General features: G+C 49.9%; 9 protein-coding genes. 7 read left to right on the top strand and 2 right to left on the bottom strand.

The features are described from left to right. Positions 1-2: 2 nt before the first annotated feature. Both TBC1_RS09740 and TBC1_RS09735 read right to left on the bottom strand, forming a co-directional pair. Positions 3-1943, bottom strand: coding sequence for a DUF3857 domain-containing protein (locus tag TBC1_RS09740; RefSeq protein ID WP_062041492.1), 1941 nt, complete (start codon positions 1941-1943; stop codon positions 3-5). Continuing rightward, positions 1924-5220, bottom strand: coding sequence for a toxin-antitoxin system YwqK family antitoxin (locus TBC1_RS09735; RefSeq protein WP_062041489.1), 3297 nt, complete (start codon positions 5218-5220; stop codon positions 1924-1926). The genes TBC1_RS09740 and TBC1_RS09735 overlap by 20 nt, the downstream gene beginning before the upstream one ends. Before the next feature lie 416 nt (positions 5221-5636). Between TBC1_RS09735 and TBC1_RS09725 the strand changes: the two genes are divergently transcribed. The 7 genes from TBC1_RS09725 (at position 5637) to TBC1_RS09695 (ending at position 17500) form a co-directional block, all read left to right on the top strand. Next, complete coding sequence (locus tag TBC1_RS09725; protein WP_062041483.1) at positions 5637-8300, top strand: transglutaminase domain-containing protein; 2664 nt, start codon at positions 5637-5639, stop codon at positions 8298-8300. Between the two features lie 300 nt (positions 8301-8600). After that, complete coding sequence (locus TBC1_RS09720; protein WP_062041480.1) at positions 8601-9917, top strand: radical SAM protein; 1317 nt, start codon at positions 8601-8603, stop codon at positions 9915-9917. Between the two features lie 8 nt (positions 9918-9925). Continuing rightward, positions 9926-11326, top strand: coding sequence for a radical SAM protein (locus TBC1_RS09715; RefSeq protein WP_137305567.1), 1401 nt, complete (start codon positions 9926-9928; stop codon positions 11324-11326). Between the two features lie 534 nt (positions 11327-11860). Further along, complete coding sequence (locus tag TBC1_RS09710; RefSeq protein ID WP_062041474.1) at positions 11861-13225, top strand: radical SAM/SPASM domain-containing protein; 1365 nt, start codon at positions 11861-11863, stop codon at positions 13223-13225. Positions 13226-13374: 149 nt separating this feature from the next. Beyond that, entirely contained in the window at positions 13375-14739 is a 1365-nt protein-coding gene (locus TBC1_RS09705; protein WP_062041471.1) for a radical SAM/SPASM domain-containing protein, read from the top strand. Next, a complete protein-coding gene (locus TBC1_RS09700) occupies positions 14732-16087 on the top strand; it encodes a radical SAM protein (protein WP_062041468.1) in 1356 nt (451 codons plus the stop codon). Before TBC1_RS09705 ends, TBC1_RS09700 begins: the two co-directional genes overlap by 8 nt. Before the next feature lie 3 nt (positions 16088-16090). Further along, positions 16091-17500, top strand: coding sequence for a radical SAM/SPASM domain-containing protein (locus tag TBC1_RS09695; RefSeq protein ID WP_062041465.1), 1410 nt, complete (start codon positions 16091-16093; stop codon positions 17498-17500). The last annotated feature ends 2 nt before the right edge of the window (positions 17501-17502 follow it).

The following is a 17502-nucleotide window of genomic DNA, read 5'->3' as shown; positions in this document are numbered from 1 at the left end:
GTTCAGATTTTATTCAGTACAATGGAATTCAGGTAGGCTTTTTTAAGATTGTCAATCATTTCGTTGAATTCAGCAAGGGTTCCGCCTTCGATCAGAAGCAGGTTAACCGTTATTTCAGAAAGCATGATGATCCGGGATCTATCCTTGTAATACTGTATATTGAACCCGAAATCAGGATGGTGAAATGAACTGTTTTCAGGCAGGGAGACAACCTTCATGTCTTCGGGAATTTCAAGAATGGCAGTGCTTTTTCTGCTGAAACAGCTTTCGTTCATGAACGGGGTCAGACGCTTATTTTTGACTCTGTAATTCTGCAGTATCCTTTCGGTATGCATATTCAGGTAGATGTTGTCGCCATGTGTTACGGCATAGTCGGGCAAATCGAGGTGATAAGCCAGCATGAAAGGCTGTGAGGTTGAGTTGGATTCATTAATACTTATATCGGAGGCAATGAATTTATTGCTTACAAATGGTTTGATCCGCATCATAAGTTCATAATACCGGCTTTTCTCTGCGCGTTTAAACAGTCCGGTAAATTGCGCCTTGTTTTCACCGGTTACCCTCATGGTGCCCGAACCCGTCAGGCGGCCCTGCCTGAAAGAGAGGAAGAGGGAGTCCTGAATGATATTCAGGTCAGCACTTTCAACAGGCACCTCCAGCAATTGAAACTCATGATCAACTGTTTCAGCCAGACATTCCTTGCCCTGTATAAAAGCAGGAATCTGGCCGATGGTGTGGTATTGCGTTGTTCCATCCAGAAATACCGGTTTATCCGGCTCTTTCCACCAGATGCAGATCATGTGGTTATCGTTGGCAATTGAGGGAAAATCGGAGTAACGGTAGGGTAAATCCCTGGTGCCTATCCATGCCAGCCCGGCATTTAATCCCGCTGATCCGAGCATGGCTTTCAGCAGATTTGACTTGTCCTTGCAGTCTCCGTACCTGTTTTTCAGTACCGTTCCGGCCTCCCGGGGGACAAAACCATTGTCTCCGTCTTCGATGGCGATATACCTGATGTTATGCTGTACCCACCGGAAAACGGCTTCAGCTTTTTCTTCGTCACGCTGAAGGTGGGCAGTAAGTGAATCGCTCAGTATTCTGATGGCTGGGTCGGTTTCCGTTCTGAGCCGGCCTACATTGGTTTTATGCCATTTAAACAGGTCCGCGATGGTCCCCATTACAGGATCAACCCGGTCTTTTGAATGAATTTCACTGATATGGATCAGCACATGAGGAATGTAGTACCGGATGCCCGGAGAGAATTCATCACCGGCCAGGGCAGGCGTTTGGGTGGCTTCCCAGCGATAAATCACTTGTTTGCCTTTTTTTTCGGAAGTGAATTGTACCATACTGGTATCAATGCCATACATCCGGTAACTTATTTTTACAGATGGGGGAAGGGTCAGGGTCAGGCGTGATTTGTGCGTCGGTATTGCATCGCCGAAGTTAAAGATTACCGGAAAATAAGGATCATCCATTACCGTTTCCGATTCGCTGATCAGGCGTGTTCCCCTGGCAACAGCCGGATAATTGAAAGAATACGTGTAGGTGTCGTCGTAAAATAACCCGTCATCGATTTCGGTGCCCTTTACCAGATCTTTTGCAGGATAATCCCGGAAGCCCTTTCCCTGAGGCACCCGGGTATAAGCCCTGAAAGATTCCATAACGGCCCTGGGATTGAAGTATTCTTTCGAGGCGGAATACAGCGAAGCGTTTTCGGTCAGTATGTATTTTGAATTGTAATCTTTTTCACGGATCCTGATGGCTCCGGATGATGATAATTCAACGGAGACGGATTTTTCATTTAGTTCGGTAATTATGGAATGGCCGGGATAGGCTGCCCGGAATGCGGAAAACTCATCCGGTACCTGAGCCATGCAAAAACCCGGTATCAGCAACAGTAAAAGGAATACTCCTGAAAGCTTACAACTCCCTGATTTCATAAAGGTCTCCTGAATCGTAGATCAATTGCCCGGTCATGCGGCCTGTGGTATCATAATACCGCCATTCTCCTTCTTCACGGTTGTATGAGTACCGGCCCTCCGTTGATTTCTGACCGCCCGGATGATAGGAAGTGAAGTTGCCATGCCGCATGTCCTTGCTGAATGTAAGTTTTTCCTTCAGTTTTCCGTTTGGATAGTAAGTTATTGACAAACCTTCGTTATCCCCCTTGTTGTAATGGATTTCCTTGAAAGGCCTGCCTCCCGGATAGAAGGAAGTGAATTTGCCATGAAATAATCCGTTCTCAAGGGTGAATGCAGCCGATATGCTGCCATCCGGGTAATATGTTTTTACATCCTGTAATTCCGGGGCGGCAACTATGGACGGAACATATCTGCCGGATTTGTCGAGGTAGGAAATCTCCCTGATCACATCCTGAATGAAAAGTACCCGGTACATCAGTACACTGTCGGGGGAATAATACCAGGCATAACCGTTTTTCAGGTCATTCCCGTAATTTATTTTCCGGTACACCCGTCCATTTTCATGAAATTCCACGAAAACGCCCTGATTCACATCCATCTCATATGGATCGACCGAGTTCAGACGGCCGGATTCATAACGTTTTATCAGGCCATGGGTTTTGTTCATTACATAAGGAATCTCCATTTCTGGATTGCCCCGGTAATCCCAATACTTCATGATACCGTTATGATGCCCGTGAAGCATGTTGTTTACCCGCTGCAGCCTGCCGTTGGGGTAGTACCACTCCTGACTTCCGTGGAAAACATAATCGGAAAGGGAACCTTTACGCCTGATCTGTCCTGAGGGGTAGTGATCGGTAAATTGGATTGAGTCGAGGCTGTAATCAATATCTGCCGAGGGTTTTCCTTCTGCATCATACAGGATCAACCGGTAAGAATCTCCTTCATTGTTAAAGAACTCATCGAAGTATCTTCTGCCGCTGAGTGCGAAGTTCATACTGAGCCCTTTCCGTAAACCCTTATGGTAAAAGGTCCTCGATTCAATGGTATCATTGGCATAGTATTCAAACCACTCGCCATCATATTCGTTTTGGGTGAAGTTTCCTTTTCTCTCCAATTTTCCGGAAGGGTAAAACGATCTGAATTCCCCCTCAATCAATCCATCAATGCATGTGAAATCATCTTTGATGCCTCCGCTGATGTGATAGGATATCTGTCTGCCCGATTGCAGACCGCCCGAAAAATTCAAAAGATTCTGAACGTTTCCGTTAGGATAGAAGAACTTCCACTGCCCTTCGTAAAGTCCGTTTCTGATCATGCCTTCCGACTCCGGCGTGCCGTCGTAATAAAATGTTCTGTAAACAATCGACTTGTTCTGATCCAGTCTTTCTGATGCCAGCAGCCGGCCTTTATGGTCGTAGGCCTTAAAACTGATCAGGGTGTCATAATCTAACTCCTCAATACTGCTGATACTTCCTTCCGGATAATAATTTGTCCTGATTCCGTTGAGAAATCCTCCGCTATAAATGGAGTCTTTCCGGATGATTTTGCCTTCTCTGTTGTAAATCAACTTTATTCCTGAAAGCAGTCCTTCCTCGTCATATCCGTATGTTTCCTGTTTCGCGCCGTTGGGAAAATACTTTATCCAGGCTCCTGCAGGAAGTCCGTTTTTAAGTGTGCCTTCCGATTCTTTTGAGCCATCCGGATACCAGGTAATGGTAATGCCTTCCGGAATGCTGTCCCGGTAAGTGCCCGTTGTTTTGGTGATACCGTTAAGCCAGGTCTCTGTATACGGGCCTTCCGCCTTATTGTTTTTAAAAGTGGTCGATCTGCTGTAACCCTGCCTGTAGAAATATTCCTTTGCAGTGCCTTCCTTCAGGCCGGCCTTGGCATGAAACTCTGTCAGCGGAAATCCCGAAAGGGTAAATTCACGGTCAACGCCATGCATCTCTCCCTCTTTTCTGGGATAAATTCCCAAAGGTCTCCCGTTGGGGTGGAAAGCCCTGGACTCCCCTTCGAGCACCCCGCCGAGGAACTTCAGATGCTGTGCCGGATTGCCGTCTTCATTGTAGATATACCAGTCTCCCTCAGAAGCGTCATTTTTGTAAAATCCCCTCTCCGAAACTGACCCGTTGCCCCTGGTGATAATCCAGTTTCCGTCCTTTATGGAATTGTTCCCTTCCTGCATGCGGCCAATGCCCAGCAGAACATCATTTTCATCAAAATGAAGCATTTTGTACTGAGCTGTCTCGTTAACCGGATTGTAACCGTATGCCCGGTATTTCTGTATGGTCGTTTTCGACCATTCAATAAATGACCTGAGGTTTTCAATATTGTTTTGAATCCAGTTTTTGATTTTTTCATTTTCAAGCTGATTGTATGAATAGTACAAGGAAGTGTTGAATAGTTTTTCCTTTATCATACTGTCAAAGAACCTGACATATAGTTGGTTGTATAAGGAGGTGTCGCTGGCATCATAATTCATATTGGTAAACAGCAGGTAGGATTGTCTGGAAGTCAGGAAATCGAGGTCACCCTGAAACCTGAATTTCTCGTTAAAAGCAAGCTCTGACCTCATCAGCAGATCCAGCGCTTCCCATTTCTCAGCATTGTCTTCATTATGACGGAGATACAGATGCTGTTTAGTGAGTGAATCGCGGGCTCCGGTTATGCAACTTTCAAATTCAGTGAGAAGCTTTATTTCCGGATTCATCAGGATGGCCATGTTATACGCCAGATAAGACTTCGAGAGCCGGCCCATCACAAAGTTTGCCTGCGCCAGGGCGAGGTGGCTTGTCGCGTGAAAGGGCTTGATCCTGATTCCCTGCAACAGCACTTCTTCCGCCTCCTCCGGTTGGTTGTTCCTAAGGTAAGTAACGCCAAGGTTGAACCTGAGATTGGAATTGTAAGGCCATTTTTTCAGCGAAGAACGAAATGAATCAATAGCTTCTCGGGTTTTCCCCAGATCATCAAGAATACTGCCGAGGGTTATCGCGATGGCGGCATCGGACGGGTTCAGCGCATGGGCTTCCCTGCAAAGGCGGTATGCTTCATCATTTTCGTCAAGTTGCCAACGGCAAAGCGATTTTTCATAAACCGCCCAGGCATAATTGGGATCACAGGGACTTACTGAATCAAAAACTTCTATTGCTTTGTGAAACTCATTGTTATCATATAATTCTATCCCGCGTTCAACCAAGGACGTAGACTGATCGAGGGCTGATTGTCCGGTTTGGGAAACTGCAGAAAAGGAGACAACAAGAGCTAAAAGAGAAATAAGGATAGACTTTTTCATATATAGACTGACATTGTTTGACATTCGTATGAGAAACATTATAGGAGCTGAAACCACTTAAATCCAGGAATTTATCCTTCAAAAAATGAAAATTATTCTGCTCTTATATCTATGCCTTTTCCGCAATTTATCCTTAATATTCTCTACCGCTGCTATATTCCGGGAAAGGCTTTTGTGCTAAATACTGATTCCGGTTTGCAATATTAAAAGGATTTGGAAATGAAATTCAGAATTTTCAATATTAATTGGCAGTTTAGAAAGATTATAAAAAAGGGGGAACGGTGATGGTTAGAAAATACCGTGATTTTGGCGGACTTCACTGCTGAAATTTTTAATGAAATGAACATCTTTAGCAGAAAATTAAGCCCACATTCGGTAAACATTTATAATTTTCACCGCCATTAAAACGAATTGACATGAAGCAGCTGATTTTACCTATTCTTCTGATCTTAAGCGTAGTATCCTGCAAAGGCCCCGGTTCGGGCAGCCATCTCATTCAGGACAAGGCCTACCGCGAGGCGGTGCATTCCCACTTCCTGGCCCGGAAGTCCCTGGCTGCAGGGCGCGATTCGGTACTTTTCAGCGTTTTTGAACAGGATCTGAGTGTGGAAGAGAAAGAAGGGCTGGAATTTCTGTATGCCTTTATGCCGCTGAGCGATCTGGCCATGCACGACGGCGTCTATTACCTGAAGCAGGTAAAGACCGCCCTGGAAGCCCGCTCGTTTTTCAGTTGGGGAGCTTCCGTTCCTGAGGATGTTTTTCTGCATTTTGTCTTGCCCTACCGGGTCAATAACGAGTATACCGATACCGCGCGTCAGGTGTTTTTCAGGGAACTGAAGGACCGGATTGCCGGAATGGCGATGGCAGAAGCGGCCCTGGAAGTAAACCACTGGTGTCACGAAAAGGTGATCTACAAATCGGCCGATGAACGGACATCGGGTCCGTTGACCACCGTGCGCACCGCGTTCGGGCGTTGCGGTGAGGAATCCACCTTTACCGTGTCGGCCATGCGTTCTGTGGGCATCCCTGCCCGTCAGGTTTATACCCCGCGCTGGGCTCATACCGACGACAATCATGCCTGGGTGGAAGTGTGGATTGACGGCAACTGGCATTTCCTGGGCGCCTGCGAACCGGAGCCGGCCCTCGATTTGGCCTGGTTTGCCGAACCCGTGAAGCGCGCCATGATGACCCACACCTTTGTTTTTGGCAAATACAACGGCAGCGAAGAGGTGGTGGAGAGCCGGGAATGCTATGCCAGGCTTAACCTCTTAAAGAACTATACCCGCGTAAAAAGTCTCCCGGTAAAAGTGACCGGTCCTGAGGGAACGCCTGTCCCGGGCGCCAGGGTAGAGTTCGGGTTGTATAATTATGCAGAGTTTTACCCCATTGTGACTCAATATACAGCGGAGAACGGCACCTGTGCCGTTACCACCGGATTCGGCGACCTGATGTTGCATATTTCGCATCAGGGAATTTCCGCTTCCGCCCTGGTACACGCCGATGAACAGGATACCGTGCATGTGAGGCTGGGGGATGCTTCCACATTCTTCCCGGAAGGGGTTTATACGCTCCATCCCCCGGCGAAACAGGCCATCCAGCCGTCAGATTCTTTGCATGCAGCGCAGAATAACATCCGTTTGCTTCAGGAAGATTCGATCCGGGCCATATACATCGCGACCTTTATTGATTCCCTGACCGGGGCGCAACTGGCTGCCGAACATAATCTGAGTCCAGCTAAACTATGGAAATTTCTTTCACTCAGCCGGGGCAACTGGCCTGAAATCAGCAGTTTTGTCAAGAGCCTGAAGCCTGGTGACCGGGAAACCGGCATGGCGTTGCTGGCCAATATTTCGGAAAAGGACCTTCATGATATTCAGGCTTCCACGCTGACTGACCATCTTGAAGCACTCAAGACCTATCAGCCTGTTCAAGCGATTCCGGACGATGATTATCGCCGTTACATTCTCTCTCCGCGTATCGGGAAGGAGTTTGTAACCGGCTGGCGCAGTTACATACAACAGGTCTTTCCGGCTGTTATGGCCGCGGAGTTCCGTGCAGACCCCGTGAAAATCAGGGAGTGGATTGCAGCCAACATTTTACCGGATACGATCAACAACTATTATGGTGTGCCGCTGAGCCCTGAGGGAATGCTGCAACTTGGCCGGGCGGATGAATACTCGCGCAACCTGCTGTTTGTGGCCATCAGCCGCAGTTTCGGCATTCCTGCCCGCCTTGAGCCTGCCACCCGGAGGCCGCAATACTATAAGGCCGGTGAATGGCACGATGTGTTCTTTGCCGCACAGTCCGTTAAGGGCTCTGTCCCCCGCGGCAGTGTCACCTTCCGCAATCTTTCGGCCGATAAAGACTTTGTGCCCCGTTATTATGTGCATTACACCATTGCCCGTTACGACAGGGGCCGCTTTGTAACCCTGGATTATGAGTATGACGCTTCATTGCTGAAGTTTCCGGCCACCGTGACGGTGGATACCGGCTATTACCGGCTGATAACCGGCAACCGGCAAAGCGGGGGAGAAGTGGTTGCTGGTATTTCATACTTCAGGGTCACGGAAGGTGAGACGCAGGTGGTTGACATCAGCCTGGCAGCCGCCACCGAAAAATCGGGGATTCTGGGCAAAGCCAACCTGAGCGCAACCTTCAGAACACTGGAGGACGGCGAAGTCATAAAACTGGGTTCCCTGACAGGTACAAAGGGCATGGTGGTAGCCCTGATCGATCCCTCAAAGGAGCCGACCAAACACCTGATGGAGGATATCAGGGCTGTGAAAACCGCCCTCGATCAGTGGGGAGGCAGGGTATTGTTTCTGGTAGCCTCTGATAAAATGACACGCGCATTTTCCCCTTCTGTTTATCGCGATCTGCCGGGCGCTGCGCTGTTCGGGCATGATACCGGAGGGGAGGTGGCTGCCGCGGTCAGCACGGTTTGTTCCATTGATGGAATTCCCCAGTGGCCCGTGGTTGCCGTGATCAACGCCAGGGGAGAGATCAGCTGGCACTCCGAAGGATACCGCATCGGCCTGGGCGATCAGTTGCTTAAGCAACTCAAAGAAGCGGATAAATAGGCGATTGGATTGATTTACTGTAATTCATTTATCAGGCCGGAAATGTAAGGGACAGTCTGTTCATCCGGTGGCGTTCAGACATCGTATGCTGGCTGGAAATGGAGAATAAACCGGTTATGTGAGGCGCCGCGTCCCGCGATATTTTTACATTGAAGTTCTGCACGAAATTGCATGTGTAGCGGATACGCTAATTTTTCTCGCAAATAATCTGTTCAAACAGCCGGTTTTGAAGAATGGATACCTGAAAAACGTCTGAAAAACTGTGATAATTCCGAAATCCTTTTCATCTTTGACCTTCCTATGTCAGACTTCTTAATACTCAGCGAAGCAGGCGTGTATGCGATTCCGGTCAGGGAGGAGGATCAGGCCATTGCCGGAGGAGGGATGCTGTTGTTCTCTCCTTTGTCGGGATATGTTGCTGCTGCTGAGCGCGGGGAAGTGATGATGCTGCAGAAAGTGATTAGCGGCGGGCTTCCTGCCGCGACCGTACCCGGAGCGGAACAGTTGCTCGAAGGCCTGTTCGCGTTCGGTAGGGGACAGGTGCTGCATCATTACAGAGAGCCCGGGCAGGGCGACACCCTCTCCATCCTTCCCAACCAGAAATGCAACTTTTCCTGTTCATATTGTTATTCGGCAAAGGGGCGCTCTGACAGCGAGTTAAGCCCGGAGGCGCTCAGGGCGATGCTGAAGTACTTTATTGATCCTGCCCGCATTGAACCCTGTGAGCTGAACATCCTGATTGCCGGCGGCGGCGAGCCCATGCTCTCCTGGCCCCTGATAAGCGCGGGGTTGGACTACGCCGCGGATCTGGCGGCTGAAAGTGGCTTTAAACTCTACATCAGGATCATTACCAACGGCAGCATCCTGAATGAAGAAATCATCCGCACGCTGCTCCGCCACCGGATAAGGGTGTGCGTTTCTTTCGAGATTCTCGAAGAGCTTCAGCAAAAGCAGAGGGGCGCGTTTCGGAAGGTTCATAAGCATATCCGGACGCTGATCAGCCGGGGGATTATCCCTGAAATTTTTACCACCATCACCCCTGCAGGGGTGGAACGCATGGAGGAAATGCTGGAAGCGGTGCATCATTCATACCCGGAAGTTAAAAAAGTGAATTTCGATCCGGTGATGGATAAGCGTCTTTTTACGGGCACTGAAGATCTGTCGGCTTTTTACCGGAGCTTTGTCAGGAATTATTTCAGGGCCTGGGAGGCTTTCCGCGACAAGGGATTGGAAACGGGGAATACCATACTGGAAAAGTTCAGCCGTTTGCGCGACCGTTTTTGCCCGGGGTACCTCTGCCTCACGGCTGAAGGAACCCTGAGTTTGTGTCATAAGGTTTCGTCCCCATCCGATCCTGCCTATGACAGGTACTGCTACGGGAGTGTGACTTTATCGGGCAAACCGGATATGGATCAGGTGAAATTTGACCGGCTCCTTCAATACAATGCCGCGCATTTCAGCGAATGCAACGACTGTTTTGCACGATGGCACTGCGGTGGCGGCTGCCTTGCCTGCCGCGATCATTTCAGCGTGGAGCAGCTTCTCGAAGTCTGTAATTTTCACCGCGACATGCTCTACAATCTGCTGATCCGGAAACCAAAAAATCATTGTATGTAAAGGCCCGGATGATGAAAACTGCCGCACAGGACATAAAGGATTTTTTTATCCCGCTTGGGCAGGGGGATGTTTATTTTGTTCATACGCAACAGGATGTCTGGCTGGTATTATCACCCCTGGCCAATGCCATGTTGCTGGCAAAGGGCGATGCCGTGCAGCAACTTGATTCTCTGCTCCGGAATGACAATAACCGATACGTCAGTCCTCAACTTGCCACAGCCGCCAAAGCCCTTAGCCGCATTACCCCTGCCGGAGACAGAATCGCCCGGATATCCGCTCCGAAGGATCTGCAAAAGCTTTCCATACTGCCAACTCAGGCGTGTAACCTTTCTTGTTCATACTGTTATGCTGCCGGCGGACGTTCAGCGGAGCGGCTTGGCTGGGAGAAGCTCAGCGGGGCGCTTGATTATTTCATCGATGCCGGCCGGCTGAAAAGCCGCTACCTTACCATCTCGTTTATCGGGGGCGGAGAGCCGATGCTGGAGTGGGAACTGGTGAAAAAGGGAATTGAATATGCCGGGAAAAGGGCCGGTGAGCAGGGATTCAGGGTGGACATCACCCTGATTACCAACGGAACCGTGATGAATGATGAAATGGCCGGTTTCCTGAAAATGCACAGGGTATTGCCGAATATCTCGTTTGACATCCTGGAGGATGTCCAGCAAAAACAGCGCGGACACTATGAAAAAGTGATGGCCACGCTCGACTGCCTGATCCGCAGCGGGCATGAGCCTTCGGTGAACGCAACCATCACCCCTGAAAACGTGGAAAGGATGGATCAGATGGCCGATAGGATGTTCAGGCGTTTTCCGGCTGTAAAATCGATGATCTTTGAGCCGGTGGTGGACCCCGAAATATTCGCTACAGCGCAGGATTTGCGCGGTTTTTATGCAAAATTCACCAGGGAAATTTTCCGTGTAAGGCAAATGGCTCGCGAAAAGGGCTGTATCATAGAGTGCCGTATTCTTAACAATATCGGCGAAATCCTCGACCGCGGCTGTCCGCCCAAGTTAACCCTTACCCCCCGGGGCGACCTCACCATCTGCTATTGCGTGTCGTCCCCCCTCGAAAAATCTTTTCAAAAACGGGTATATGGCTGGGCAGACGATCAGGGCAACCTGAGTTTTGATATGGAGAAGTTCTCGGAAATCTGCAGCGAAAATGTTTATAGTTTTAACAAATGTGAACATTGTTTTGCCAAATGGTACTGCGCCGGTGGTTGCATGTGCCCCAACGATCTGTATGATGAAGCCCGCCTGGAAGTCCTCTGCGACTTTACCCGCGAACTGGTGGCTCAGGAACTGACCGGCAGAGTGCAACGCAGGCATTTCCGCGATAAAGGTGAGGATATACTTCAAATCTTTTCATCAGAGGAAGATGAAATTTCTCCTGTTTATCCTGTTGGCTGATCCGGGAGCAACTTCCGGATACACGGTTGAAAGCCTTACTTAGAATCAGAATAAATAAGTTGAAATGCGATATTTAACTGGACAAAAGGTAAATTTTATCAGATATTTGCATCAGCGGCACCCTGGTGCGCACGAGTAGAAACATGCCGAACGACTACTGTAAAAAGAAGTAGGCATCATCAAAAGTTATCCTGCCATGATTACTGTTGTATTTAAGGTAAAAACCGTGAAGAAAGGTGTTTACGCATGCTGTGATCATTGCGGTGGTTGCAAGTGCAACAACTAGTTCGCCTGACAACCCCATTGAAGTGATGCTGCCCCGGCAGCATCACTTTTTTAATGCCATACTGCCGGTTTACTTTTCTGCCGGGATTAACTTTCAAAGGTTCATGCCCGTCTCCTCCTGTTCCGGTACCAATTTAGACCTATTCTTAATCAGGAAATATTGAAATTTGCATTACCCCATTTTGCAGGAAGTTGAAATCCTGCCGCAAATAGTACCGTGAAACTACAAACCAGGCTAATCTTCATCCCATGACTGAAACGCCTTTACTTAACAGATCCCATATTTTCAGCATTCCTGCAGGCGCCTATTTCGGCAGGCCCGATGACGCGGTCTGCATCGTTTATGCCCCTTTGGCCGACAGCGCCCTGATCGCCACACCGGATAACATCCGGAAGATGGAACAATTCCTGAAAGGGGATCCGGAGGTGACCGATGAAACCATTGTGCAGACCGTGGAAGCCCTGCTGGATCATGAACCGCTGGAAAAGCTCGTTCCGCGCCGCGAATCGCCCGATACTTTTTTCAGGCTTCCCGTTCTGCCCAATTCCGTATGCAACTTTGCCTGCAGCTACTGTTATTCTGCCAAAGGCAGGAATGGAAGGGTACTCGAAAAAGAACAATTGAAAACCGCACTGGAGAAGTTTATCGATCCTGAGCGCATCATTCGCAAAGAGCTGGTGATTTCCTTCCTCGGCGGCGGAGAGCCCATGCTTTCGTGGGACCTGGTAAAATATGGGATTGAGTATGCCTCGGAGCTGGCTGAGAAGGGTGGTTTCACCATTGACTTTTCCCTGGTGACCAATGGTTCCCTGATCAATGATGAACAACTGGAACTGCTGAAAAAACACGATGTTATGGTCTCGGTATCTTTCGAGATTCTTGAGGAGATACAGAACCTGCAGCGTAAAAATTACGGGCTGGTTGCCGGAAACCTTCAGCGCCTGCTCGAAGCGGGCATCAATACCCGCATCAGGTCAACCATTACAACGGCCAATGTGAAACTGATGACACGAATGGTTGAAGAGGTGGCCCTCAGGTACAGGCCTGTCAATAACCTGATGATGGAGGCTGTGACCGATGACGGTTCCTTTACGGATACGGATCAGCTCAGGGCTTTTTACGATGACTATACCGATAATTTCTTTGCCGCCCTGGAGGCAGGGGAAAAGCACGGCATACATGTGGAGTGTTCGGCTTCGCGCAACATTAACCTGCTGATTGAGCGTTTCTGCCCCGGCGAATTCAGTCTGACACCCTCGGGCGAGATCAGCATCTGCACACGGATTTCGGCGCCTCAGGACCCCGGATATGCCGACAGCATTTTTGGCCGGATTGAAAACGGGGAGATGAAAATTGACCGGGAGAAATATGCATGGTTGCTCAACGACGATGTTTTCAGAAAAGAAAAGTGCAGCAATTGCTTTGCCCGTTTCCACTGCGGCGGCGGGTGTCAGGCCCAGCAGTATATATATAGTGCGGAGGTGCAGGAGGTAATCTGCGATTATACCCGCAACTTTGTGCGCAGGGTGCTGCTCGACCGGCTTGAAAAACAGTACGCTGAATATTACGGGACTACCCTGAAAGCCTCGGTAGCCGCCAATCCCGCTATCTGAAACTTGTCACCGGAAATGGACCGGCGCAATGTATCAGATGAATGGATTCAGGTATGTGAGCATTATGGTATTATTCCGTAATGGAATGAGGATAAGATAATTAACCAAAAAATGGTTTAAGTAAGACTTAAAAGCTATATTGGATCAGCATGGTCACTCCGGCATTAAACCAATCGGAAATTTTCTGCCTTTTCCCGGATGAAAATCCCGGATTATCCCTGCTGTATTCTCCCCTTGCCGGGAATGCTGTGCTGGCCGACAATCCTTTAATTACCCGGGCTGAACAGCTCTGCCTCAATCATCCCGGCTCACCTGTGACGGATGAAACGCTCCGGCCGCTGCTTGACTTTATTCCCGTTAAGGAACGAAATCCCATTGCTTCAAATCCCGCGCAGCTTTCTTCCCTCACCATTCTGCCAAACGAAATATGCAACCTCAACTGCAGCTATTGCTATGCGGCTGCCGGCCGGAGTAAGCAGCGGCTTGACCGGGAGGTACTCCTGGGCGCCATCCGGAATTTCATCAGCATTCACGGACAAAATAACCGGCAACTTTATATTTCTTTCGGAGGCGGAGGGGAACCTTTTCTCTCGTGGGAACTGATTAAAGAAAGCGTGGAGGTGGCGTCGGATCTTTCGGATAAACTTGGGATTGAAACCGGCTTTTCATTTGCAACCAACGGCACGCTGCTGAACCGTGAAATGCTCAGCCTGATCCGGAAGTATCAGATCAAGGCCAACGTTTCTTTCGATATCCTTCCGGATGTACAACAGGCCCAGCGCGGCCGGTACGAAGAGGTCAGCCGAAACCTTCACCGCATGTCGGCGGCCGGAATCTTCCCGACCATCAATGCGGTAATTACTCCCCTTAACGTCCACCGTCAGGAAGAAATGGCCATCGCCCTTATCAGCAATTTTCCGGATATCCGCAGGGCTTCCTTCGACTTTGTGGTGGATGCCGGTCTTTTTGCTGATCCTGTCGCGCTGGGCGCTTTCCTCGACGACTATTACAGGTATTTTGTCAGGGCAAGGGCGGTTGCAAAGGCTGCCGGCGTGGAAATCAGCAGCATTGAGCTGGCCAAAGCCGCATCGCTCAGGGCACGGGGTTGCTCAGGAAGCCTCGCGCTCACGGCCGAAGGGAAATACAGCATCTGTTTCGCGGTTTCATCCCCGGCATCCCCGCTATACCCCGAATTTATCATCGGGCAGGCCGGCACTGAAGGGAAAGCACTGATTGACCAGGATCTTTTCCGGCATCATCTTGACGATAATGTGCTTGAGAATAAAAAATGCCATTCCTGTTTTGCCAAATGGCATTGCGGTGGAGGTTGCCATTTCCGAAACTCCACATACAGCGATGCGCATCTGGAGGAGGTATGCCGCATTACCCGGAAAATGGTAAAACGGGGATTGCTTGAAAAGGCGGAATCGCAAATCCATAACCTGTATGGAAAATCTCTGACCGAACTGAATCCGGAAGAGGTGTCCGGTATGTTGATAAAAATGAATGGATAAGGCAGGTATGAATCAGCAAGCTGCAACCGAACCAAAGAAAGTTTTCGTGATCCCGCCCGGCCCTGAATTCCGGCCGGAGCACAGGGAACATAGCATTCTTTATGCACCCTTTGCTGCTTCCGCGATGCTGTTGAGTCCTGAAAAACGCGGCCTATTTGAAGCCTGGCTCACCGGTTGCGGAGCGCAGGGCATGCCCCGTGAATATGAAAACATGCTGAGACCGGTACGGACGGTAAAACCTGTTTTTTCTCCCCTTGAATACAATACCCTATCGGTTATTGCCGGATTTAATTGCAACTTTCATTGCAGTTACTGTTACTCCGCCGGAAGCAGATCGGGGGCTGAAATTGCTTCTGAACAACTTGAAGCGGCCATCAGGCATCTGCTTGATGCCGGCCGTTCATCCTCGAGGGAGCGAAGCATCTTTATCACCGGCGGCGGAGAACCCCTGCTTTTACGAAGGGTCCTTTTTCCGGCCATTGCCGGAGCGCGCCGGCTGGCAGCGCAGAACGGCCTTTCACTTACCGTGATGATGATGACCAACGGGGCGCTGATCAACGACGATATCGCCCGTGAACTGCTGGCCCCGGGCATTCATCCCTGCATCTCATTCGAAATTCTCGAAGATGTGCAGCAAAAACAACGCGGCCATTACCGGCAGGTGGTCGCGGGCATTGATTGCCTGTTGAATGCCGGATTGATTCCATCGGTAAGCGCTACCATTACCCCCGGAAATGCCGGACGGCAGGTGGAAATGCTGCAACAGGCGCGGCACAGGTTCCCGGCAATCACCGAATTCAGTTTCGATCCGGTGGTTGACAACAGCCTTTTTACCTCAGCAGTTGAACTGGAAGCATTTTATACCCGCTACCTGGATGGTTTTTTCGCGGCACGGCATTTTGCCCGTAAAAACGGCCTGCATCTCTTCTGCTCCCTGATGGAGCGTTTCGACCGTCTTACCACCCGATACTGCCGTGGTCAGCTCTGCCTTACCCCCGGCGGCAGCATCAGCATCTGCCACACCATTGCGGCACCTTCCGACACGGGGTATGAAGCCTGCGTGTATGGCAAAGCGGACAATGACAGGCTGACGTTTGACATGGAGAAATTCACCCGGCTGATGAACGATGACCTGCATGCACACCCTGAATGCAATGACTGTTTTGCCCGCTGGAACTGCGGGGGCGGATGCCTGATGGTACGCACCCGGCTGGATAAGGCCTCCCTGGATGCCCATTGTAACTTTACCCGCGAATTTACACGCAGGTTCCTTTATGATAACCTGGTAATGACAGTTCCATCAGGGATTAATGATCTATTGAAGGAACCGGAAAACAACATTTATTAACCTATGTCAGCAACCAATTCCATATGGCCGGGTCTTTCAAGGGCAGGAGTATATCCGGTGCCGGCCGGCGACTGGTTTGGCTTGCCGGGACATGCTGTATTTATGGTTTATTCGCCGTTGGCGTACAAACTGATTTTTGTATCCCCCGATGGTCTTGACAGCCTGGAAACGGTTGCGCTTAACAGAATTCATTCTCCGGAGCCTGCCGGTGAGGTTCTTAAGCAATTGATCCCGGCAACGGAGCCTCAGAAACCCGTTTACGATCCGAACAAGATTACCAAGCTTTCCGTGATTCCGAACTACGATTGTAATTTCAGCTGTAGTTACTGTTATGCCGCCGGAAGCCATTCAGATCAGAGCAGGTTACCGTTCAGCGTATTAAAGGACATGCTTGACTGGTTTATTGATCCGCAAAGGCTGGCTTCCCGCGATTTGTTCATATCATTTCTCGGAGGCGGCGAACCTGCCCTTGCCTGGGATGTGGTGCGGGCCGGTATAGAGTATGCCCGGAAGCGCTCCAGGGCCAAAGGTTTCAGGCTGGGGATTGGTTTCACTACCAACGGATCGGTCCTCAATCAGCAAATGCTTGATGTATTGAAAGCCAGTTTTGTTACGCCCGGGGTCTCTTTTGAGGTGCTTGAGGATGTGCAGAACCTGCAGCGCGGAAACTACCGGCTGGTGCGCGAAAATATCTTCCGCATGCTGGATTACGGATTGCATCCGCTGATAAAACCCAATATTACCAGCGCAAACGTGAGCCGCCTGGTAGAAATGGTTGAGCACCTTTCGGGGCACTTCCCGGGTGTGCGGCAGGTGAAACTGCAGCCCGTGGATGATCCTCAGCAACTGGATACCCCTGAAAAACTCAGGAAGTTTTACAACGATTTTATTGATAATTATTTCAGGGCCAGGGAACTGGGGCTGAAGTCTGGGATAGATGTTTATTGTCTTAACGGCCTGTTTACCGATGCTATTTCGGGCCGTTTCTGCGAAGGCGAGTATTGCCTGGTCCCGGATGGCCGCATCACGGTCTGCCACAGGGTGTCGTGGCCCGGTGACCCTGATTTCGGCGGATTTTGTTATGGTCGCCTCAGCGCGAACGGCAAGCCCTCATTTGATGAAACGGCCTTCAGCAGTCTGATGAATTACGATGCGTTTAACCGTGAAGCCTGTCAAAATTGCTTTGCAAGATGGCATTGCGGGGGCGGTTGCCTGGCTCAGGCCTCCGTTTACAGGCCTGAAATGCTGGACGAAGTCTGCCGCTTTACCCGTGAATTTACCCGGCAATCGCTTCTCAGGAAAGTGAAAAGTGCCGCGGATGCCGAAAAGCTGCAATGCCTGGTTCAACAGCCCGGTTTCTGGATGTCAGGGGTTTTCAGTACAGCGGCGCCTGCCTACGAAACCAATCAGTAATC

It is taken from the genome of Lentimicrobium saccharophilum, assembly GCF_001192835.1.
Taxonomy (GTDB): Bacteria; Bacteroidota; Bacteroidia; order Bacteroidales; family Lentimicrobiaceae; genus Lentimicrobium; species Lentimicrobium saccharophilum.
This window is presented reverse-complemented; position numbering and strand designations above follow the sequence as displayed.

Bases quoted from the DNA above. Each gene is read 5' to 3' on its own strand.
- TBC1_RS09740 (WP_062041492.1), bottom strand. From the start codon at position 1,943: ATGAAATCAGGGAGTTGTAAGCTTTCAGGAGTATTCCTTTTACTGTTG.
- TBC1_RS09735 (WP_062041489.1), bottom strand. From the start codon at position 5,220: ATGAAAAAGTCTATCCTTATTTCTCTTTTAGCTCTTGTTGTCTCCTTT.
- TBC1_RS09725 (WP_062041483.1), top strand. From the start codon at position 5,637: ATGAAGCAGCTGATTTTACCTATTCTTCTGATCTTAAGCGTAGTATCC.
- TBC1_RS09720 (WP_062041480.1), top strand. From the start codon at position 8,601: ATGTCAGACTTCTTAATACTCAGCGAAGCAGGCGTGTATGCGATTCCG.
- TBC1_RS09715 (WP_137305567.1), top strand. From the start codon at position 9,926: ATGATGAAAACTGCCGCACAGGACATAAAGGATTTTTTTATCCCGCTT.
- TBC1_RS09710 (WP_062041474.1), top strand. From the start codon at position 11,861: ATGACTGAAACGCCTTTACTTAACAGATCCCATATTTTCAGCATTCCT.
- TBC1_RS09705 (WP_062041471.1), top strand. From the start codon at position 13,375: ATGGTCACTCCGGCATTAAACCAATCGGAAATTTTCTGCCTTTTCCCG.
- TBC1_RS09700 (WP_062041468.1), top strand. From the start codon at position 14,732: ATGGATAAGGCAGGTATGAATCAGCAAGCTGCAACCGAACCAAAGAAA.
- TBC1_RS09695 (WP_062041465.1), top strand. From the start codon at position 16,091: ATGTCAGCAACCAATTCCATATGGCCGGGTCTTTCAAGGGCAGGAGTA.